At 42.4% G+C, this 21,426-nt stretch carries 19 protein-coding genes; 6 read left to right on the forward strand and 13 right to left on the reverse strand.

Going from position 1 to position 21,426, the window contains the following annotated elements:
- The first annotated feature begins 30 nt into the window (after positions 1-30).
- A complete protein-coding gene (locus EW142_RS16935; protein ID WP_262708062.1) occupies positions 31-159 on the forward strand; it encodes a hypothetical protein in 129 nt (42 codons plus the stop codon).
- Between the two features lie 23 nt (positions 160-182).
- On the opposite strand, the gene EW142_RS10455 is transcribed toward EW142_RS16935, so the two are convergent.
- Genes EW142_RS10455 through EW142_RS10470 form a run of 4 tightly spaced genes read right to left on the reverse strand, consistent with a single transcriptional unit; the run spans position 183 to position 5,806 of the window.
- Entirely contained in the window at positions 183-1,487 is a 1,305-nt protein-coding gene (locus tag EW142_RS10455; RefSeq protein WP_130613616.1) for an ATP-dependent 6-phosphofructokinase, read from the reverse strand.
- A gap of 19 nt (positions 1,488-1,506) precedes the next feature.
- Positions 1,507-3,135: a phosphoenolpyruvate carboxykinase (ATP) gene (gene pckA, locus EW142_RS10460; protein ID WP_130613618.1), complete on the reverse strand. Its 1,629-nt coding sequence runs from the start codon at positions 3,133-3,135 to the stop codon at positions 1,507-1,509.
- 21 nt (positions 3,136-3,156) lie between these two features.
- Entirely contained in the window at positions 3,157-4,992 is a 1,836-nt protein-coding gene (locus EW142_RS10465) for an SLC13 family permease (protein ID WP_130613620.1), read from the reverse strand.
- Between the two features lie 22 nt (positions 4,993-5,014).
- Positions 5,015-5,806, reverse strand: coding sequence for a universal stress protein (locus EW142_RS10470; protein WP_130613622.1), 792 nt, complete (start codon positions 5,804-5,806; stop codon positions 5,015-5,017).
- Between the two features lie 200 nt (positions 5,807-6,006).
- Here EW142_RS10470 and EW142_RS10475 point away from each other — a divergent pair, with 200 nt between their 5' ends.
- The 3 genes from EW142_RS10475 (at position 6,007) to EW142_RS10485 (ending at position 8,621) form a co-directional block, all read left to right on the forward strand.
- Positions 6,007-6,963, forward strand: coding sequence for an ROK family protein (locus EW142_RS10475; protein ID WP_130613624.1), 957 nt, complete (start codon positions 6,007-6,009; stop codon positions 6,961-6,963).
- A 125-nt stretch (positions 6,964-7,088) separates the two neighbouring features.
- Positions 7,089-7,814: a DUF2490 domain-containing protein gene (locus EW142_RS10480; RefSeq protein WP_130613625.1), complete on the forward strand. Its 726-nt coding sequence runs from the start codon at positions 7,089-7,091 to the stop codon at positions 7,812-7,814.
- Positions 7,815-7,895: 81 nt separating this feature from the next.
- Positions 7,896-8,621, forward strand: a complete 726-nt coding sequence (locus EW142_RS10485) for an energy transducer TonB (protein WP_130613627.1) — start codon at positions 7,896-7,898, stop codon at positions 8,619-8,621.
- Between the two features lie 45 nt (positions 8,622-8,666).
- Here the strand turns inward: EW142_RS10485 and EW142_RS10490 are convergent, their stop codons facing one another.
- Positions 8,667-9,878 carry a succinylglutamate desuccinylase/aspartoacylase domain-containing protein gene (locus EW142_RS10490; RefSeq protein ID WP_130613629.1) on the reverse strand — a complete coding sequence of 404 codons (1,212 nt, stop codon included), beginning with the start codon at positions 9,876-9,878 and terminating at the stop codon, positions 8,667-8,669.
- Positions 9,875-11,725, reverse strand: a complete 1,851-nt coding sequence (locus tag EW142_RS10495) for a CBS domain-containing protein (RefSeq protein ID WP_130613631.1) — start codon at positions 11,723-11,725, stop codon at positions 9,875-9,877. The genes EW142_RS10490 and EW142_RS10495 overlap by 4 nt, the downstream gene beginning before the upstream one ends.
- A 150-nt stretch (positions 11,726-11,875) precedes the next feature.
- Between EW142_RS10495 and hemN the strand changes: the two genes are divergently transcribed.
- The gene (gene hemN / locus EW142_RS10500; protein ID WP_130613633.1) at positions 11,876-13,234 is read left to right on the forward strand and encodes an oxygen-independent coproporphyrinogen III oxidase; all 1,359 of its coding nucleotides are present in this window, start codon (positions 11,876-11,878) and stop codon (positions 13,232-13,234) included.
- Positions 13,235-13,252: 18 nt separating this feature from the next.
- The gene (locus tag EW142_RS10505) at positions 13,253-14,074 is read left to right on the forward strand and encodes a universal stress protein (protein WP_130613635.1); all 822 of its coding nucleotides are present in this window, start codon (positions 13,253-13,255) and stop codon (positions 14,072-14,074) included.
- A gap of 79 nt (positions 14,075-14,153) precedes the next feature.
- Here the strand turns inward: EW142_RS10505 and EW142_RS10510 are convergent, their stop codons facing one another.
- Genes EW142_RS10510 through ccoN form a run of 7 tightly spaced genes read right to left on the reverse strand, consistent with a single transcriptional unit; the run spans position 14,154 to position 21,424 of the window.
- Positions 14,154-15,431, reverse strand: coding sequence for an acetyl-CoA hydrolase/transferase family protein (locus EW142_RS10510; RefSeq protein ID WP_130613637.1), 1,278 nt, complete (start codon positions 15,429-15,431; stop codon positions 14,154-14,156).
- A gap of 9 nt (positions 15,432-15,440) precedes the next feature.
- On the reverse strand, positions 15,441-16,154 hold the full coding sequence (locus tag EW142_RS10515) for a sulfite exporter TauE/SafE family protein (protein ID WP_130613639.1): 714 nt from the start codon (positions 16,152-16,154) through the stop codon (positions 15,441-15,443).
- Positions 16,154-16,600, reverse strand: a complete 447-nt coding sequence (locus EW142_RS10520; RefSeq protein ID WP_130613641.1) for a FixH family protein — start codon at positions 16,598-16,600, stop codon at positions 16,154-16,156. Before EW142_RS10520 ends, EW142_RS10515 begins: the two co-directional genes overlap by 1 nt.
- Before the next feature lie 10 nt (positions 16,601-16,610).
- A complete protein-coding gene (gene ccoG, locus EW142_RS10525) occupies positions 16,611-18,020 on the reverse strand; it encodes a cytochrome c oxidase accessory protein CcoG (protein WP_130613643.1) in 1,410 nt (469 codons plus the stop codon).
- Positions 18,021-18,075: 55 nt separating this feature from the next.
- Positions 18,076-19,029 carry a cbb3-type cytochrome c oxidase N-terminal domain-containing protein gene (locus EW142_RS10530; protein WP_130613645.1) on the reverse strand — a complete coding sequence of 318 codons (954 nt, stop codon included), beginning with the start codon at positions 19,027-19,029 and terminating at the stop codon, positions 18,076-18,078.
- Positions 19,030-19,033: 4 nt separating this feature from the next.
- Positions 19,034-19,219, reverse strand: a complete 186-nt coding sequence (locus EW142_RS10535) for a CcoQ/FixQ family Cbb3-type cytochrome c oxidase assembly chaperone (protein WP_130613647.1) — start codon at positions 19,217-19,219, stop codon at positions 19,034-19,036.
- A gap of 3 nt (positions 19,220-19,222) precedes the next feature.
- A complete protein-coding gene (ccoN, locus tag EW142_RS10540) occupies positions 19,223-21,424 on the reverse strand; it encodes a cytochrome-c oxidase, cbb3-type subunit I (protein WP_130613649.1) in 2,202 nt (733 codons plus the stop codon).
- Positions 21,425-21,426 lie beyond the last annotated feature (2 nt).

The following is a 21,426-nucleotide window of genomic DNA, read 5'->3' on the forward strand; positions in this document are numbered from 1 at the left end:
ATTCCGTACATTGATAGAAATTACACTATTATGAATGATGAAGTTTCCTTTGGCAGCAAGATGCTCGTCGGCTTCTTAAGGTTTATGGTAATTGTTTTGGTTATCATTCTGATTGCCATTCCCGTATGTATTCTACTGGACATTTTAGGCCTACTCTAAACAGCTGTTTTCAAAAACACTTTTCAACCTAGAAAAAAGGGTTGTCCCGTACTTTGGAGTACTGAAAACCAAAACTCACTTTCCAAATCTATTTTTTTACGTTTTTTGGTCACCTCAGTAATTGGGATATACACAAACCTGTTATTTACCTTACTGACTACAAAACGGGTTTTTCCCGCCATGGCGCCATGCACGGCGTGATAGGCCAATCGACTGCAATACACACTATCGCTTGAGTTGGCAGGAGCACTTCGGATGATATAGCTGGGATCAATATATTTTATGGTAATTGGAATGTGGGTGAAATGCTCACTTATTCTTTTTTTTAGGTAGACCCCAATGTCTTGATGTTTGATGTTCCCAGAGGCATCCTTTACGACATCCGTACCTTCAAACAGTTGTTGTCCCGCTCCTTCTGCCACAACGATGACCGCATGCTTTTTAGATTCAAGACGTTTTTCCAACGCTTCAAAAAAACCATGAGGACCTTCCAATTTAAAGGCCATTTCAGGTATAAGAACAAAATTCACTGTTGGCATGGCCAATGCTGCTGAGGCAGCTATAAAACCACTGTCTCGACCCATAAGCTTGATTATGGAAATTCCATTGTAAGCACCCGAAGCTTCATTATGGGCATCGCGTAAAATAGGACTTGCCACATCAAAAGAGGTTTCAAAACCAAAGGATTTGTCGATTAAGTCAATATCGTTGTCAATAGTTTTCGGCACGCCCACAACACTAATCTTAGCTCCTCTTTTTTCGATTTCCTCTCCAATGGCATCTACACCTTTTAGGGTGCCATCGCCACCTATAGCAAACAAAATATCTACTTCATTAGCTATTAGCGTATCAACCATGGTAGCAACCGATTGCCCTCCTCGGGAAGACCCCAAAAAGGTTCCTCCAAACTGATGGATATCCTTTACTTTGTCCGGGGTCAACTCAACAAAACCATGCCCCATTTCCGGGTTTAATCCCTCATACCCATAAGGTACACCAATGGTTTTTTTAATTCCATAGAAATAGTGGAGCGCCATTACAATACCACGAATAACGTTATTGATCCCAGGACACAAACCTCCGCAGGTAACCACCGCAGCGGTGGTATTCTTTGGATCAAAAAAGAGCTTCTGCCTAGGTCCAGATTTCTCAAGACACAAAGGCTCTTCCCCTGTTTTTAAACAATGGTCATAATTCTCTCGGGAAAGATCAAAGATCAGTCGCTCACTATCATCAACAAAATTGAAAATATTGTCTCCCCTAACAGTACTTAACTGTAGGGGAGACTCATAATTTGCTGGTCCTAAATTTCGGTTTTGAAATTTCAATGCTTAGTCAAATTAATCATTAAAAATGGTCATCCAAACCATGGTGGGAATCAATTAGTGGTCCACCATTTAGGATTTCCTCCGAAGCTTGGCTGGCAAACTTATCAAAATTGATATGGAATGAATGTGCCAATTGAATGGCTTTGCTCACATACGCTCCTTTTTGCAACCAAGTGTTCATTGGGTCTAAAATTTCAGTTGGCACGCCCGGACAATACTTGGGCATATACAACCCAAAGATAGGGTGAACATCGAAATCTACATCATCCAATTTACTTTCCAAAATAGCCGAAATCATCGCTCTTGTATATTTTAGCTTGATTCGCGATCCTACTCCGTAAGGTCCACCACTCCATCCTGTGTTGATCAACCACACATTTACACCGGCTTCGGTCATTTTCTTGCTTAGCATTTCTGCATAGACCGCCGGGTGCAAAGGCATAAACGGTTCCCCAAAACAAGCTGAGAATGATGGAACAGGCTCGTTGATTCCCGCTTCCGTACCTGCTACTTTCGCTGTGTACCCAGAAATAAAATGGTAGGCTGCCTGACCTGGAGTCAATTTAGAAACCGGAGGCAAAACTCCAAAGGCATCACAGGTTAAGAAAAAGATATTCTTTGGGTTGGACGCATAGGATGGTACCTGAATGTTATCAATATGCTCAAGTGGATAGCTCACCCTGGTGTTCTGTGTGATAGAGCTATCAAAATAGTCCACCTCCTTTGTACCTTCTTTAAACACCACATTTTCCAGAAGTGCTCCTGGACGTATGGCCCTATAAATGTCAGGTTCTTTTTCCTCGGTAAGATCAATAACCTTGGCATAGCATCCGCCTTCAAAGTTGAAAATGGTATTCTCTTCGGTCCACCCATGCTCATCATCACCGATAAGTTTTCTATCTGGGTCTGCTGAAAGTGTTGTTTTACCTGTTCCAGAAAGCCCAAAATAAATGGCGGTGTCCCCCTTTTCCCCAACGTTGGCCGAGCAGTGCATTGGCAAAACATTCTTGTCGACTGGTAAAATAAGATTCAAAGCGGTAAATACACCCTTTTTCATCTCTCCAGGATATTCAGACCCACCAACCAATGCAATTTTTCGGGTGTAGTTCAAAATGGAGAAATTCCCTGCAATAATTCCAAAATCTGCCGGGTTGGGTGCTTCGTAACCCGGGGCACAAACTACCAACCACTCCTCATCAAAGTTTTCCAACTCCTCTTCCGGAAGACGAATAAACATATTCTTAATGAAGTAATTGGACCATGGGAACTCCGTAATTGTCCTAACATTCATTCGATAACGCGGGTCGGCACAAACCGCCGCATCTCTTACATACACTTCTTTTCCTGAAAGGTACTTGACCACCTCATCGTATAATTTGTCAAAATTTTCGGAGGAAATGGGCTTGTTAATACGTCCCCACCAAATTCGGTCCTTGGTATAATCGTCCTTTACCAGGAATCGGTCTTTTGGCGAACGGCCCGTAAATTTTCCGGTATTGATCGCCAATGTCCCATTATCACTCTCCACTCCCATTCCTTTTTCAACGGTGATCCGTTGCAAGGTCTCAGGGTCCAAATTCCAACGTACCGTTACATCGTGTAAACCGTACTTGGTTAAATCATCGGTTCTTTCCATAACTTGACTCATAACTGTTGTTTCTATTTTAGGTTAAAAGCTCCATATTAATGGAACTACAATTAGTGTTGCAATAAAAAATAGAAGGAGCAAAGGCCCTCCTACTTTTACATAATCAATAAATCGATATCCGCCTGAAGGCATTACCATCGCGTTGGTGGTTGTTCCCACAGGGGTCAAAAATGCCGTTGAAGCACTTACGGCCACTCCAATCATAAAGGGTTTGGGAGATACCCCAAGCGTTGTTGATGCCATAATGGCTATTGGTGCCATTAGCACCGCTGTTGCTGAATTGTTTATGGTTTGACTGAATGCCGTGGTCAACAAAAAGATTCCAGCCAAAAGGGCAAGAGGGCTTACGTTGCCCAAAGCAGCGACCAATCCGTTGGCAGCCATTTGGGCCACCCCGGTTTTTTGAAGTGCCAAGCCCATGGGTATCATAGCCGCAATCATGACCACACTGGTCCAACTGATTCCCTTGTATGCTTTTGAAATGGGTACACAGCGCGTTAACATCATAATGCCGGCACAAACCAAAGCGGCAATGGCGCCGGGTAAAATATTAAGCACCAAGAGTACAATCATCAATATAAGGGTACCCAAAGCCACATAGCTTCTTGGCGTCAGCATATCCACATTTTTGGATAAAGCTTCAGGGCTACCAGAAATCACCAAATTTTCATAGACTGATTTCAGGGTCTCAATATTTTGCCATTGTCCACGTATTACAAAGGCATCCCCTGCCCCAATCTTTATTTTCCCGGTCAGGGGCATATTATTTCTGGATGCGGCCAATAACTGAACCCCCATCTTTTTTAGATAATGGCCCAGTGCTATGGTTTTGCCCACAAGTACAGAATTTGGGGTTACAATCATTTCGGCCATACCCACCTCTTGATTGATAAGTTCTCTTTTTAAAGAACCCATTTCTGGGTTGAGTGCGAGCACCCCCAAATGAAACTTCAGCACAAAATTGTCTACATCCGCAGCGTCACCTTTGATGGTAATGATATCGTGGTATCGCATTTCAGTATCGGGCTCCGGCATTTCTACAAATTGTGGGATTCCCTGCAATGGATTGGGATGTCTACGCTTCAAGCGCATTAGGGAAACATTGTAATTCTCCTCAAAATCCCAATCTCCAACCTTGGTGCCAATCAACTGTGACATCGATCGAATTCGCAGTCGATACAAATTGTCTCCAATACTGTAGTTCTTTATCCATTTGTGCATTTCATCGTCGATGGCCATAGGCTTGTTTTTGGTTCGATGGTCGGGTAACAAACGAAACCCTATGTATCGGAAGTAGAGCACTGAGATCAAGAGTAAGGGAAGTCCAATCAAGCTAAACTCAAAAAAGGAAAAGCCTTCCAGACCGTTTTCCACCAAGGCATTACTAGCAATAATGTTAGGTGGAGTTCCCGTAAGCGTTAGCAAACCTCCTGTATTGGAACCAAAAGCAACGGGCATTAGAAGTTTGGAGGGTAATGTTCCTGCATTCCATGCTGCATTCACGGTAACCGGTAAAAGTGCCGCGACCGTCCCTGTATTGCTTACAAATCCAGATAGGACACTGGAGCCCAAGGTGACGATTACCAGAAGTTTGGGCACACTGTTTTTTGCCCAATCCAAGAAATAGCGTCCTGCTACAGCCGTCCATCCTGTTCTCGACAATCCTTCCCCAATAATAAACAAGGCGGCAATCATAATGACCGTGGTGTTACTAAATCCGCTTAAGGTTTCCTGTATGTCCAAAATTCCCGTTAAATAGAGAGATAGCATGGACATCAGAGCCACCACGTCTGGAGGAAACTTCCCCCAAACAAAGAGCACAATTGTAATACTAAGTATTACCAACAACGTATACATGGCAGTGTATCAAAGGTGAATATTAGTCCAAAGCCAATACTGGGACTTCAGAATGAAGGGTCAAGAGTTTGGTCAAACGCCCCTCCGAAGGAGTGTCCAACCGAGCATGGTTTCTTGGCAATATGGCCAGCATATCAATCTTCTTTGCATTGATATAGTCCAAAATTCCTTTTTCTACATCTTCATTCTTGCTAAACGCATGTTCTACATAAAAATGCTCTAAATAGTACTCCAATAGATTCTCTGTGCGGTCAACTATAGCTTCCTCGGCATACACCGATTCCCTATAAATCGTTAACACATGAATTTTGGAGTTAAAGGTTCGTGCCACATCCAGCAACACCTTTAAAACCTTTTTGTCTTCAATTTCTTCTTTGCCAATAACCAGGGCAATTTCCTTGGGCTGTTTGATATCACAACCATAGGGAACTGAAATAACCGGGCAGTTCGCTTCCAAAACCAGTTTTGAAGTATGGGTTATAGCCTCATCAGTTGTTTTATCTCCCATGGTCCCCATGATAATAAGGTCGATTTTTTGATTGACCTGTGTGACTAGAATCGTTTCGATCACATTTCCCGATACACTGGCAAACACTGGTGGTTTTTTTGTCTTCATTTTAAATGACCCCAATACCTTCCGGAAGTTTTCCGACAGTTCCTTCTCCTCTTGCGCAGTGGATGGCAATACCCCTACATAAAGCGCAAGGATATCGGCGGAACGGTTAGGACCCACAAAATTGACCGTATATTCCAAAGCTCCTATGGAAGCTTCTGAGAAATCGAAGGGAACTAAAATTTTATGAATATTGCTCATGCCTAATTATTTAATTAAAACCTAATGACAATCCAAAAGTAGAATGGCACTCCCATCTAAAATATGACCGATATCAGGTTTTGTCCATTGCCCTTGAAATCTTTCGCAAACGCATTTTTATTAACCTTATCGTAATTTATTTTTGATTGGATATTGGTTACCTTTAAAAACCAAGTAACAGGCATAATAGATACCAAAAGATGGACTTAGTTATAGGAATAGATATTGGCGGTACCAAAACCAAAATTGGATTGGTGAACAGCGATGGCAAATGTTTGGAAAAAACCTTCTTTCGAACTCGTGAATATCCAGATCTCAATGACTATCTGGACCGAGTAGCAAAAACTTCCAACGAGCTTTTGGCAAAATATGACGGAGCCCATGTTTTGGGCTGTGGCATTGGTGCACCCAACGCATCCAGCAAAAATGGAACCATCGAAAATGCCAGTAATTTACTTTGGAAAGGAAGCGTTCCAATCTTATCGGAGCTCCAAAAACGCTTGGACATGCCCATGCGAATTATGAATGATGCCAGCGCTGCCGCTTTGGGCGAAATGCTCTTCGGAAGTGCCAAAAACATCAAGGACTTTATAGCAATCACCCTTGGAACAGGCTTTGGGGCAGGTATCGTCGCCAATGGACAACTCATTGATGGGTATGATGGTTTTGCGGGCGAACTGGGCCATGTGGATATGACCATAGGTGATGGCCGATTGACCGGACTTGGTGTAAAAGGAGGGCTGGAAGCCTATGTTTCGGCTACTGGCTTGAAACGCACCATAATGTATATGTTGAGCAAGTATATGATTGACAGTCGCTTTAAAAACGTAGCCTATAACGACCTCCATGGGGAAGACATTACCCAAGCCGCAGAAGAAGGTGATGAAATTGCACTCAAGGCTTTCGACTATACCGCTAAAATCATGGCACAAGCCTTGGCCAATTTTACAGCCTTTACACAGCCGGAAGCTTTTATTTTGATGGGAGGTCTCGTAAATAGTGGCAAATGGATTTTGGAGCCCTTGGAGTCGTATTTCAACGAATTCCTTCTGGATGTCTATAAAGGAAAAGTAAAGATCATGCAGACAGGTATGGAAGGTAAAACAGCTGCCATCTGTGGTGCCGCCGCATTGATTTGGGAGGGTCAAAAAAGTTAGCGTTCCACCGTTTAAAAACTCCAAAACCCAAGTTCACATATATTTTGTTTTTCTACTGATAAGTATCATGTTTTTTACTTTTTTAAAAAGCAAAACTTTGCATTGTAAGTTAAAATCCATTTTAAATGGGCGGTGCAGAACAGTTGACTTATTCTTCTTTATTTACATTATTTTTCACCCTTACTTTTGTATGTCTTCATGGACAAGATTTCAAGGATGACCATTCGGATTCTTGGTACATTGTAGTAAATGACTCCCAATTAAACGAGCGTTGGAGCATCCCCACCATCGGAATTATTAGATATCACGATGTTTTCGAAAATCGAGAGTTTTCCTTTATAAGCTCTGGTTTGCGTTACTCTACCCAAAAGAACTCGTCTTTTACGCTTGGGGTGGCCTATTTAAATGCCGAAACCCATGAGCAGCCTCTTATCGATACTGCGTCTTCACAAATCTGGCTTTTCGAATCATTCACAATAAAACATCCGCTTGTTCGAGGACTAATTGACCAAAGATTTCGGTTAGAATCGAGATGGATACAAAATTCAACTGAGGATTTTTTTACCAATCGCATACGCTATCGTATTCAATATATAAGACCTATTTACAAAAAAACGTTCTTAAGAATGTTCAACGAACTGTTCGTCAACTTGGATGAATCCTTTTTTAACCAAAACCGATTTTATGTAGGTTTTGGGCAGAAGCTTTCCAAGACCTTCACCTTTGATATGGGTTATTTGAAAAATCATTTTCCAAACGAAAATCGCGATGTACTTCGGATGTGTTTGACCATAACCAGCGATTTTAAGAAAAAGGATTTGGCTTATGTTGAAAGTCCTGACATTAAGTGAACTGTGGAAGTCAGACCTGACTATTATCATGTTTTTTCAGCCCCTAGCTATCTAACTTTATCTCAGTTAAATAGAAAAGTCATGAAACCAAAAAAGAATCCCAATGCTGACATAGGTAGAAATCGCAGCCTCTATTTCCTAATAGGCCTAGCTTCCATTTTGTTTGTCACCTGGCAATCGTTGGAAGTAAAAACATACGAAAAGGAATCCGATGTTTTAGATATTGTTCAGGTTGTTGATGACCTCAAGGAAGATGTTCCTGTGACTGAAAACGTTATAACAGCTCCCCCTCCACCCCCACCAGCGGCTCCCGATGTCATAGAGATTATTGAGGATGTTGAAGAGGTCGAGGAAACTGTAATCGAAAGTACCGAAAGTAGCCAAGACACCTTTATTGAGGATGTTGTGGTAAATGTTGATGAAGTAGATGTTGATGAAGTCGAGGAAGAAATCATAGTGCCCTTCGCTATAGTAGAGAATGCTCCAATTTTTCCGGGTTGTGAAAGCTGCCCAACTGAAACTGAGCGCAGGGAATGTTTTAACCAAAAGGTGCAGGAGCACATCAAAAATAACTTGGTGTACCCCCAAATGGCGCTTGAAATGCGAATAACGGGTAGGGTTTTTGTACAGTTCGTGATTGGCCCCGATGGGAAAGTGACCCATATTAAAAAACGTGGTCCAGACCGACTTTTGGAGAAAGAGGCTCAAAGAATTATAGCTTCGCTACCCATGGTTACCCCAGGCATGCAAAGGGGAAAACCCACTAAAGTGGCGTATAGCATACCTATAAATTTTGTGATGCAATAGTAGTTATTTGATGTATAAGTTTTTAGCAACCCTGACGCGTACGCTTCAGGGTTGTTTTTTGTACCAGTCTTCCTTGGAATAGAGTTTTTGTTGGGTTCGCCTTTCCCTTTTCTTCACAATGAACTTGTTGTCCTTCTCGTTTCTTATGCGATAACCCAATAGGTGAAACAACTGTTTGCTGAAGAAACGGGCAATTTTTTTATTGACACTTAACGCATCTTTGGTCTTCGATGCCCAGGAAATTCCAGGAAGTAACAATAGCAAAGCTTCCGCCCTTGTCTTTCTTAAGTACTTAGACAGAGTTAAGAAGAGCTTTGGTATTTTTCTGATGATGTAAAACCCTTCTTGCCCCTTTTTTTGATAAAGCGGCATAAATATTTGTCCCTCGGCTATTGCGGTTATCATCTTCCCATTCTTGAAAGCAAGGGGTTTACCCTTTTCAATTTTCTGAAAATTGATATATCCTTTTAGCATTTCAAACTCATCATTGATGCTTATGGCATGCTGATGAAAAACTTCATAAAACCTATAGGAAAACAACGAAGAATCTTGGATTTCATCTTTAAGAGCAGCCCATTCATTTTGATTTACTTTTTTAAACCCGGTCAACCCTAAGGTAAATTCAATAAACTTTATAGTGTTCTCTACCACTAAATCTCCGCGATGTTTACCTCCTTCAAATCCCAGGGCCACATGGCCCATTTGGTTAATGTAATTGAAAAAGGTTCCTTGAAGATATTCTTCAATACCCAGAATGACCGGTAGTGGGTAATTCGATGCAAACCTGCGGTTGAGCAAGGTGTCATTGATCAACATAAAAGGAGAAGTGTCCCCAGAAGTTGTATGCAAATCAATAAAGTAAAAAGGTCCTGAACCTGTCGCCATAATCTCCTCTACCAGACCCAGCAATTCCATCATTTCATTTTGCTCTATATTATCAACGGGTTCTAGCGGACTTGGACTAAGAAAGCGTTCCGGCAGCCAAATACGGTTGAGGTCCTCATCAATAAAACGCACACCCTTCTTTAAGGCCGGAAGGTTTCCCGCAATGGCATAAAGTTCACCAGATATACTTTTCCGGTCCGTCCCCAAACCTTTTAGGACGGATTCCAAAGCAAAAATACCCGCAGGCTCATTGCCATGGATTCCAGCAAAAAAAACAAGGGTCGGACCCTTTTGCTCTCCAATGACATGTCCAAAGATGCGGTTTACGGTTAAAGTTTGATTTGGGGTTATTGGTGATTCTTTTATGATCATAAATCTTTGATACTAATGATGCCTACCGGCTTGTTTTTTGTACAAACCGGAAGACAGCCAATCTCGTTTCTGTCCATGATTTCCTTTGCTTCCTTTATGTTCGTTGTTGGATCAATGGAAATGACATCTGTTACCATAACATCTTTTACGGACAGCCACTCCAAATTATCCTTTTCTTTAAGAGATTGCAAATGACTGGTGGTCAATAAGCCCACCAATTTACCTTTTCGGTTTTCAACCGGAATATGATTGATGTTATTCCATTCCATAATGGCCTTTGCCATCACCACATAATCGTCTTCATGCAAGGTATACAGCTTAGTGGACATTATGGAGGCTACCGAAGCTGGCCCAGATTCCTCCGTTTTCTTGGTGGGTTTTATGTCTGCCCATTGATGCACGGGCAAATTGTTTTTTTGGTTTTCCCGCATACCTTGGGTCAGTTGGCTTAAGGCTTTGCCTGGTCTGTGGGATTTACGCAACTTTCTGTAGTTCTGAACCTGCCATTGGTCTCCTGTCCGGCCAGAAGTTCTTTGTGCAATAATGGACAAAAGCCTTTCAATATCCGCCTTGTCCACATTGCATTTTTTCAGTCCTTCATGTGCAATGGGAAGTAGTTCTTTGAGTATGAGCTCTTCTGCGGTTATCTCCTCGTTTTCCCATATAAAAATGGTTTCTTTCCCCATACGGGCGGCCTTGATAAAATTCTGTTTAGCGCATTTGAAATCCATTTTTTTCTCCATATCATCATAGCTCGAAGGTCTACCTTTCATCAAGCCAACCCAAAAAGCAAAATTGGCGATTTCGTCCAAGGGTGAGGGTCCCGAGGGTATGTAGCGGTTCTCAATCCGTAAATGGGGCTTACCGCCTCCCACACCGTAACAAGGGCGGTTCCAACGATATACCGTACCATTGTGCAAACGAAGTGCATACAGTTCCGGAATACCACCTGATTCAATCACCTCAACCGAATCTTCCTCAATGGGTTTGGTCAACAGAATGCGGTGTTTGGAAATATCCTCCTTGAATATTTCTGCAACCGAGCCCTTGGCCCATCTACTTCCAAAACCTACCCGTGGCACCTGATCTTTAAGGGCGTAACTGGTCTGTCGGGTGTCCAAGCTCTGCTGAAACAGCGCAATACGCGTTTCTTTCCAAAGTTCACGACCCATCAAAAGGGGAGAGTTACAACATATGGAAAGTACTGGTCCAGCTATGGCCTGGGCCCAATTATAGCTCGATACAAAATCGTGCGAGGGAATCTGAAGATGCATTTGAAAACTGGTATTACAGCCTTCAAACAACACAGAATCATGACGAAGATAAAGCTCATCCACGCCTCGTATTTTTAGATTGAAATCTCCTCCTTTTAAGGCTAAAAGCGAGTTGTTCAATGCCATATATCTTGGAACCGGAGTAAAGTATTCAAAAGAAACTTCCTTCATGCCAATTGTCGGCAAAATCCCTGCTAAAAGTACATGACCCTTTGACTTTGCTGCAAAATCATCAGCCTTGGCCAAAAGCGAATTGAGTTGATTCTCAACCTTACTAAAACAGTCTCCTTTGAGTTCAAAGGGATCTAGGTTGATCTCAAGGTTATAACTGGCCAGTTCTGACGTAAAATGAGGGTCGTTGATTTCTTCTAAAAGTTTCAGATTGATATCATAGGGCTGATTATGTTTATCAATTATGCAGAGCTCTTGCTCAGCTCCAATACGTACAATGTCATCTTCGAAGAGTTGTCTATCCAAAAGCATTTCCAATGCCTTTACGTCTTTTACCAAATGCTGTTCGAAGATTTGCTTTTCCAGCGCGTCCGTATGACGGGTTACATTTTTCTCTCCCATAAAAGTATGAACAGTTTACCCCAAAGCTATAGGATAGTGGTTGGTTGAAACATGATATTTGTCAGCCATGGGGCCTTAGAAGGCTTGTGTGACATTTATCATGTTTTATGCTTTTTTGGCAGCCTAAATTTGAAATATAAACATGAAAGAATGTGCGGATTAGTCCAAAAGTATAATGTTCCAGGGCCCAGATATACCAGTTATCCTACGGTACCTTATTGGAATCTTGAAACTTTTTCAGGAAAACGTTGGGAAGCTTCCTTGTTGAAAGCCTATCGGGAAAACCCGGCTGAGGGTCTAAGTATTTATATACATCTGCCCTTCTGCGAGAGTATGTGCACCTTTTGTGGTTGTCACAAGCGCATTACCAAAAGACATGAGTTGGAGATGCCTTATATCAGTTCTGTTCTTAAGGAATGGAAACTATATGTAGACCTGCTTGGGGAAAAACCTAAAATAAAGGAATTGCACCTCGGGGGAGGAACACCAACCTTTTTCTCTCCGGAAAACCTTCAATATTTAATCAAAGGTATTCTAAGACGAGGTGAAAAAGCTGACAATGCTCAGTTTAGTTTTGAGGGGCACCCCAACAATACCACCAAAAAACATCTGAAAGCTCTTTTCGATGTAGGTTTCAGAAGGGTATGTTATGGTGTACAGGATTATAATGAAAGTGTTCAAAAGGCAATCAATAGAATTCAACCTTTTGAAAATGTAGAAAAAGTCACGCGATGGGCAAGGGAAATTGGATATACTTCCGTCGGTCACGATATTATATATGGACTACCCTTCCAAACCTTGGAGGATGTTAAGAAGACCATATCCATTACCCATGAGCTAAAACCCGACCGCATCGCATTCTATAGCTATGCCCATGTTCCTTGGTTAAAGGGAAATGGACAGCGGGGATACAAAGATTCAGATTTGCCAGAAGCTTCGGTAAAAAGGGATCAATACGAATTGGGAAAAAAGATGTTGACCTATTTTGGGTACACCGATGTAGGTATGGATCATTTTGCCCTTAAAACCGATGATTTACATCAATCCATGATCCAAGGGACACTCCATCGGAACTTTATGGGGTATACGCCTTCCAAAACCAAAGTGATGATCGGCTTGGGTGCTTCGAGTATCGGGGACAGTTGGTACGGTTTTGCCCAAAATGCAAAGAATGTGGATGAATACCAGCACCTTGTATCTCATGGGGTTCTTCCCATATTTAGGGGGCATATTTTGTCAGAGGAGGACCAAGTCATTCGGCAGCATATTCTTGATCTTATGTGCCGATTTGAAACTTCTTTCGGATACGAAACTACGGACCTTCCCGATTCTCAACTTATTCTAGAAAATCTCAGTGAATTGGAAAAGGATGAGCTTATTGAAATTGGCGCCAACTCTATCAAAATAACAGAAAAAGGAAAGCCCTTTGTTCGAAATATATGTATGGCATTTGACCTGAAATTATATAGAAATAAACCCAAAACTCGTCTATTTTCCATGACAATTTAACCTCAAAAACAGCAAATTATGAAAAGTATTATAGTGCCTATCGATTTCTCAGAACAATCTGAAAATGCTTTGAAAGTGGCCGCTTCATTGGCTAAAAAAAGTAATGCCGAACTGATCGTTTTGCACATGCTCGAACTTTCGCCTGCCATTATGAGCGAATCGGGATACATTGCCCAAGAACAAGTTGTGCATTTGATTAAGATCGGCGAAAAACGCTTTAATGACTTTTTGGACAAACCTTACCTAAAAGATGTAAATATTGTCCCAGTCATAAAGCACTATAAGGTGTTTCATGAAGTCAATGATGTCGCAGAAAAACACAATGCCGATCTTATTGTAATGGGTTCCCACGGTACGGATGGGCTAAAGGAAATTTTCATTGGCTCCAACACCGAAAGGGTGGTGCGGAGTTCCGATGTTCCCGTGCTTGTCATCAAAAAGGAACATGAAGAATTTAGCGTGGAGCGATTTGTATTCGCTTGTGCTTTTAAGGAGGAAAGTATTCCTGCCATCAAAAAGGCCATAGAGATTGCCAAGCTATTTGATGCCGAGCTCTTCCCAGTTTATATAAATACCCCAGGGGATGAGTTCTTGAGCACCGAGGATGCGTACTCTAGAATTTCAAACTTTCTTGATGTGGCCAAACTTGGATTGCAAGTGGAGATTTACAATGACTACACCGTGGAAAAAGGTGTTTTGAACTATAGTGATAGTATCACTGCAGATATGATTGGTATTCCAACCCATGGACGAAGGGGATTAACCCACTTTTTTATGGGAAGTATTGGAGAAGATGTGGCCAATCATGCCAATATTCCGGTGATTACCTTCAAAATATAGTTGGTTGAACTATTTGGTTGGTTTCATAGTACTGTTCACCAAAAAAAGGGAAGTTGAATTCAACTTCCCTTTTTAATTTTTAGAATCGATATCCTTTAAATCGTTCAAATGCAGCTCTTTCAAGGCCTTCCCTATGATTTGGGTGCGCTATTGAAGCTAGCGCCTTGGAACGATCCTGCAAAGTTTTACCATAAAGGTTTACTACACCATATTCTGTAATCACATAATGCACGTGTGCCCGGGTAGTCGTCACTCCCGCTCCTTCCTTTAAATAGGGCACTATTTTGGAAACCCCTTTATTGGTAACGGACGACATTGCAAAAATTGGCTTGCCACCTACCGATAGGGAGGCGCCCCGAATAAAGTCCATTTGTCCACCAACACCAGAAAACTGAAAGCTACCAATAGTGTCGGCACACACCTGACCGGTCATATCGATCTCAATGGCACTGTTAATGGCGGTCACTTTCGGATTCCGACGTATTCGTGCACCATCATTGGTATAGCCTGCATCCCTAAAATCACATATGGGGTTGTCATCGATAAAGTCATACAGTTTTTGGGATCCCACTGCAAAACAACTTACAATCTTTCCCATCTTTACTTTTTTCTCAGCGCCATTGATGACGCCTTTCTCAATAAGGGGCAAAACTCCATCAGAAAACATTTCGGTATGGATTCCCAAATTTTTGTGGTTGCCTAAGTTGGAAAGCACGGCATTGGGAATATTTCCTATCCCCATTTGGAGCGTGGCGCCATCCTCTATTAAAGAAGCCACATTCTTTCCAATCATATTTTCAATTTCGGACAGTTCCCCTGCGGTGTGTTGATGAATCGGCCGATCTATTTCTACCGCAGCAGCAATTTCATTTATATGAATAATTCCGGTTCCATGGGTTCTTGGCACTTGGGGATTGACTTGAGCAATGATTTTCTTGGCAGTTCTAACCGCCGGCAGGGCCACATCCACGGATACGCCTAAGGAGCAATACCCATGCTTATCTGGGCTTGATACCTGAATAACTGCAACATCCAACGGCAATATATCATTTTTGAACAACCACGGAATCTCACTAAGAAATATGGGAATGTAACCTGCATTTGGGGTATTAACACTTTTTCTCACATTTGCTCCTACAAAGCAAGAATTCAAGGTAAATGCCTCACTATAAGGCTTTCGCACGTATTTAGCGTCTCCTTCAGTATGTATGGAGATAATTTCTACATCCCTTAACTCATTATACCGTTCACAGAGCGCATCTATAAGTTCGTTGGGGGTCATTGCAGCTCCCTGGAAAAAAACACGGTCTCCCGATTTTATTTCTTTTACTACTTCTTCTGCTGAAGTTATTCTCATTTTTTTTGTTTAAGGTTGATGACATTCAATGGCGGCGGATACCGCATTATTTTGTGCGGGCTTGGGAGAAACATAAGGGATTCCCAGCCCCAGTCCCCTAAGTATGAACAAAACCCCAATCAGTACTACAAATACCGGGATTGCTTTTTTTATTTTTGATTTAAATCGCCCTCGAAACAGACCTTTGGAAAAAACAACCGCCGTCATCAAAGGAACCGTCCCCAATCCAAAAAGCATCATATAAAGTCCTCCATACCAAGGGTTGCTGAGGGCAACAGCTCCCAAAAGGGCCATATAGACCAATCCACAAGGTAAGAAACCATTTAGAAATCCAATGGTCAAAAAGGTGTCATTGGATTTCTTTTTTAGTTCTTGTCCGAGTTTAGATTTTACGGCACCAATCAACCTATAGATGGGTGCTGCCAATTTATGGGCCTTGAAGTACCTACCAGGAAAGAAAACCAAAATCAACATAAGAATGCCCACGGCTATGGACAACTTTTGTTGCATCCCAAATAAGGAAAGTCCTTTTCCCAAAAAACCAAACAAAACCCCAATGATGCCATAAGCCATAAAACGGCCAAAATGATATAGGGAAAGCTGTGTTACCGATTTGACTTTGCTTTCTCTATTTACGGGAAGCATAAACGCAATGGGGCCACACATGCCCAAACAGTGCAAACTTCCCAAAAAACCAAAAACCAAAGCAGATAACAGTAGCATCAATACGTTAATTTTTCTTTGTGCAAAAAGGTTTTGTCTTTATATTTCCATTGTACGGTAATGTCCCAGCGACCGTCTACCAAGCGATTGTCAGGTATGAGCAAATGTGTATTGGACAAACTTATGGGTAAGTTAAAATCCAAGTGCTTGTTAGACGGTCTATATAGGGACACTGTTCCAGTAATTTGGTTAACATCGAAGTCTTTTGGAAATACAAGCGTAAGTCCTTGGGCTGACTTAGTAACTTTCAGGTTTGCCTTCATTTTGGAAGCTGAACGTTCGGCGTCAATTTCCTTTTGATACTCCAGTTCTTGTTTGTAATAGTCTTCAGTGACCAGATCATGGTTGGCTCTATCATCCATTGCCATCTGAATGACGAAGTACATGATAAAACTTATGAAAGCTATAAATGCCAGTACGATTCCTGTTCCCCAATTGATCTTCATATCCCAATCTTTAATTATAGCTCCTTGGAGCTAAAAACTTTGTTTTTGTTGTTTCAATCAACTCACCATTGCTGTAGACGCCAATTTTTAGTTCATCTTTATCTCCTGTGAGGGCCGAGTTATTGATCTCAATAAAAAGTGTTCCCTCAGCCAGTTGTTCTGCCTCAACTTTAAAGCTATCATTGGCAACCATTTTAATGGTTCCTTTGTGCGACAGCAGTTTGAAGTTCACATTATTGATATCCTTCGACGTTTTATTGACCAATTTGTAGGTGTAAACATTGCTGATGACGTTATCCGCCTTACGTTCATAAAGTTGCCCTGGAAGTCTCAAAATATTGGCCTCCAACTCATTTCGAAGGAAAAGCATTCCTATCAATATTCCAATAAGAATGGTCAATACTCCTGTATAGCCTTTCATTCGGGCCGTGAACTTGAATTTCTCCTTTTGGTTGATTTCATCCTCGCTGGCATATCGTATAAGCCCTCTTGGTAGGTTTATGCTGTCCATAATGTGGTCGCACTCATCGATACAAGCTGTGCAGTTGACACATTCGAGTTGGGTACCGTTTCGGATATCGATTCCTGTGGGGCACACATTCACACATTGAAAGCAATCGATACAATCCCCATGACCAAGAGCGTCCCTATCTTCGTTTTTGCGGAACTTCTTACGTCCACTTTCTCCTTCACCCCTTCGGTGATCATAGGCTACAACGATGGATTTGTCATCCAGCAGTACTCCCTGTAGCCTACCGTACGGACATGCGATGATGCACACCTGTTCCCTAAACCAAGCAAAAACAAAATAGAATACGGCAGTAAAAATTAAAAGGGGAACCATGGTGCCCAAATGCGCCATCGGCCCATCTGTGACATATTGAATCAGCCTATCACTCCCAATCAGATATGCTAAAAAGACATTGGCAATAAGAAAAGAGATAATGAAAAACACACTCCATTTTAGGCTTCTTTTCCAAATTTTCTTTCCGTTCCAAGGCGCTTTGTCCAATCGCATTTGTGCTCCCCGGTCTCCATCGATCCAATACTCGATTCTTCGGAAGACCATCTCCATGAATATGGTCTGGGGACACATCCATCCGCAAAAAATTCGGCCATAGGCCACGGTAAAAAGAGCGACAAAAATTACTCCAATAATCATGGAGACGACCACCAAATGAAAATCCTGTGGCCAAAATGGAAATCCAAAAATATTGAACCGGCGCTCCAATACATTGAACAATAGAAATTGATTTCCATTGATCTTTATGAAAGGAGAAGCAAAGAGAAATAAAAGAAGGCCGTAGCTTACATATTTGCGATAGTCATAAAAGCGACCCTTTGGTTTTTTGGGATAAATCCACGCCCGTTTGCCCTCTTCTGTTATCGTTCCGATGGAATCCCTAAAATTTTCTTCCATTATTTCCTCTTCTTATTGGGGTCTCAAATATGGCACTGTCTCTCTGGATTCAATTTTAGTTCATGGCCACATTGGTGGAATCCGTAACCTGTTCCGTTGGAGTTTCCTCTGGGATTTCCGTAGGATCAGGCGCATCGGGATCCACCCAAATTTCGCCTTCCGGTGCTTTTGGACTAGCTGGAGTTGTACCGCCCAGTGTGAGAATGTAACTCGCTACTTGGGCCATTTCAGCAGGCTTCAAGCTTTGCTTCCAAGCCACCATTCCTTTTCCATCACGTCCTCCTTCAGAAATGGTATTGAACACATTCTTGATGCCTCCTCCCAAAATCCAATGCTCATCGGTCAGGTTGGGGCCAATTCCACCCCCGCCATCGGCCATATGGCAAACCACACAGTTATCGGTAAAAATCTTTTTTCCGGCGTTTAAGTCTGAAGCATCGGTCAAAAACTCCACCGTATTGATATCCACCAAATCTTTAGCGGTCTTCTTATATTCTTCAATAGCTAATTGAGCGGCGGCAACCTCTTGTTCATATTCCAAATCTTGGTCATAATCCCCAGCGATGTGGAAGCGAACCAAATAAATGACGCCGAAAATGATGGTCACATAAAAGAGATAGACCCACCAAGGCGGCAAGACATTGTCCAACTCTCGAATGCCATCGTAGTTATGATCAAGAATGATTTCTCCTTCTTTTTCAATGGATTTACTTCGGGTCAATCGTTTGTAGACTGATTTGCCCCATTTCCATTCCCATTTTTTATTCTTTGCTGCCAAATAACGCTCCTGTGCCTCGGGTGAGAGGGTTTGGAACATCACATTTTCAATGGAGCTTAAAATCAGCTCGATGGCTATCAATATCAACAAGACCATGAGCATAAAAAACTGGGTAATGGGGTATTCGATAATGGCAGGTTTCTCACCTGAATCAATGAAGTATTCCATCAATCCGAAAATCAAAAAGAATAGTAGGGGGATGCGTATCCACCAAGGTGTTTTTGTGCTCATAATGCTATGGTTTGTTATTGTAATCGTTATCTAATGGCAATTCTCCCATCTCTTTAATGTGTTCTTTTGATGAGGTGAAAACCCACCAGAACAGTAGAACGAAAAAGACAAAGAAAATGAGTAGGGACAGCATGGGATAGTTGGCTATCCCATCAATACTTTCCATATGGTTTTTGACGAATTTCAACATGGCTTATTTATTTTGGGATAATAACTCATCCGTTTCCTTTACTTTGATATCGGTTCCCAATCGCTGCAAATAGGCAATGAGGGATACAATTTCTCGATCTCGCATCTCCACAAATTCCTCACCATTTTCCTCGGCGTATTTTTTATCGGCCTCATAGGTCCTCACGAATTCGGGATCGGCGTACAGATTTTTCTCAATTTGCAGGGCCTGCTCGGCCATACTTGCATCTGCGTTGGCAATATCCTCTTCGGTATAGGGTACTCCCAAACTTACCATGGCCTCCATCTTCCCTTGAATTCCACTTCTGTCATGTCGGTCCCGGACCAACCATTGGTAGGCTGGCATTATGGAACCTGCGGAAGTACTCTGTGGGTCATACATATGGTTCAAGTGCCAGCTGTCGGAGTACTTGCCTCCAACCCTCAGTAAATCAGGCCCAGTACGTTTACTGCCCCAAAGGAAGGGGTGATCATAGACAAATTCACCTGCCTTGGCATACTCACCATAGCGCTCCACCTCGCTTCGGAATGGTCTGATCATTTGCGAGTGGCAGCCAACACAACCTTCCCTGATGTATAGGTCACGACCTTCCAATTCAAGGGGAGTATAGGGTTTCACACTGGTTATGGTTGGGATATTGGACTTCACCAAAATCGTTGGAACAATTTGGATAATACCCCCTATCAGAATAGCTACCGTAGCTAAAATGGTCAATTGAATAGGTCTTCTTTCGAGCCAATTGTGGAAGGTTTCCCCGGCAATTCTTCTTTTGGAAACCCTGGTCAATGCAGGAGCCTCAGCCAATTCATCCTCAACACCACTTCCCTTTCTTATGGTTACGATCACGTTATAGATCATGATGAGCATCCCAACAATGAACATGGTACCACCAATGGCACGCATCCAATACATAGGAATAATCTGGGTAACCGTTTCCAAGAAATTTCCGTAGACCAAAGTACCATCTGGATTGAAGTCTTTCCACATCAACGCTTGGGTAAAGCCAGCTACGTACATGGGCAGTGCATAGAGCACTATCCCCAAAGTACCAATCCAAAAGTGTAGATTGGCCAAACTTTTGGAGTACAGGGTGGTCTTAAACATTTTCGGAACCAGCCAGTAAATCATACCAAAGGTTAAGAATCCATTCCAGGCCAGTGCGCCTACGTGCACGTGGGCAATAATCCAGTCACTAAAGTGGGCAATGGCATTTACGTTTTTAAGTGACAACATTGGACCTTCGAAAGTGGCCATACCATATCCGGTAATGGCGACTACCATGAATTTTAAGGTGGCATCACTTCGAACCTTGTCCCACACGCCACGAAGCGTTAACAGACCATTGATCATACCTCCCCAAGATGGTGCTATCAGCATCACAGAGAATACCACTCCGAGATTCTGAGCCCAATCAGGCAAAGCGGAATACAACAAGTGGTGAGGACCGGCCCAGATGTAGATGAATATCAAGGACCAGAAGTGTACAATGGACAGTCGATACGAATAAACAGGACGGTTGGCGGCTTTTGGAACGAAGTAATACATCAATCCCAAGAAAGGCGTGGTCAAAAAGAAGGCCACCGCATTATGCCCGTACCACCACTGCACCAATGCATCTTGCACTCCGGCATAAACCGAGTAGCTCTTTAAGGCTGCCACCGGAAGCTCAAGGCTGTTGAAGATATGAAGCACAGCGACCGTTACAAAAGTGGCGAGGTAAAACCAAATGGCCACATAAAGATGTCTTTGCCTCCGCTTCAAAATTGTGCCGATCATATTCCAACCAAAAGCTACCCAGACGATGGCAATCGCGAGGTCAATAGGCCATTCCAACTCAGCGTACTCCTTTGAGGTGGTGTACCCCAAGGGAAGGGTAATTGCAGCGGCCACAATGATCAACTGCCATCCCCAAAAATTAAAATTACTTAGAAAATCACTGAACATACGGGCCTTCAGCAATCTTTGAAGGGAATAATAAACTCCCGCAAAGATGGCGTTCCCGACGAAAGCGAAAATCACCGCATTGGTATGCAAGGGCCTGAGACGGCCGAAGCTCAACCATGAAATTCCATCTGTAATGTTTGGGAATAAAAACATAAAGGCCAGCAAGAGCCCGACCAACATCCCAACTACACCCCACAGCATCGTGGCGTATAAAAACTTTTGAACGATTTTATTATCGTACCGAAACTGTTGTATTTCCATAT

Source organism: Flagellimonas allohymeniacidonis (genome assembly GCF_004296335.1).
GTDB classification, from domain to species: Bacteria; Bacteroidota; Bacteroidia; order Flavobacteriales; family Flavobacteriaceae; genus Flagellimonas; species Flagellimonas allohymeniacidonis.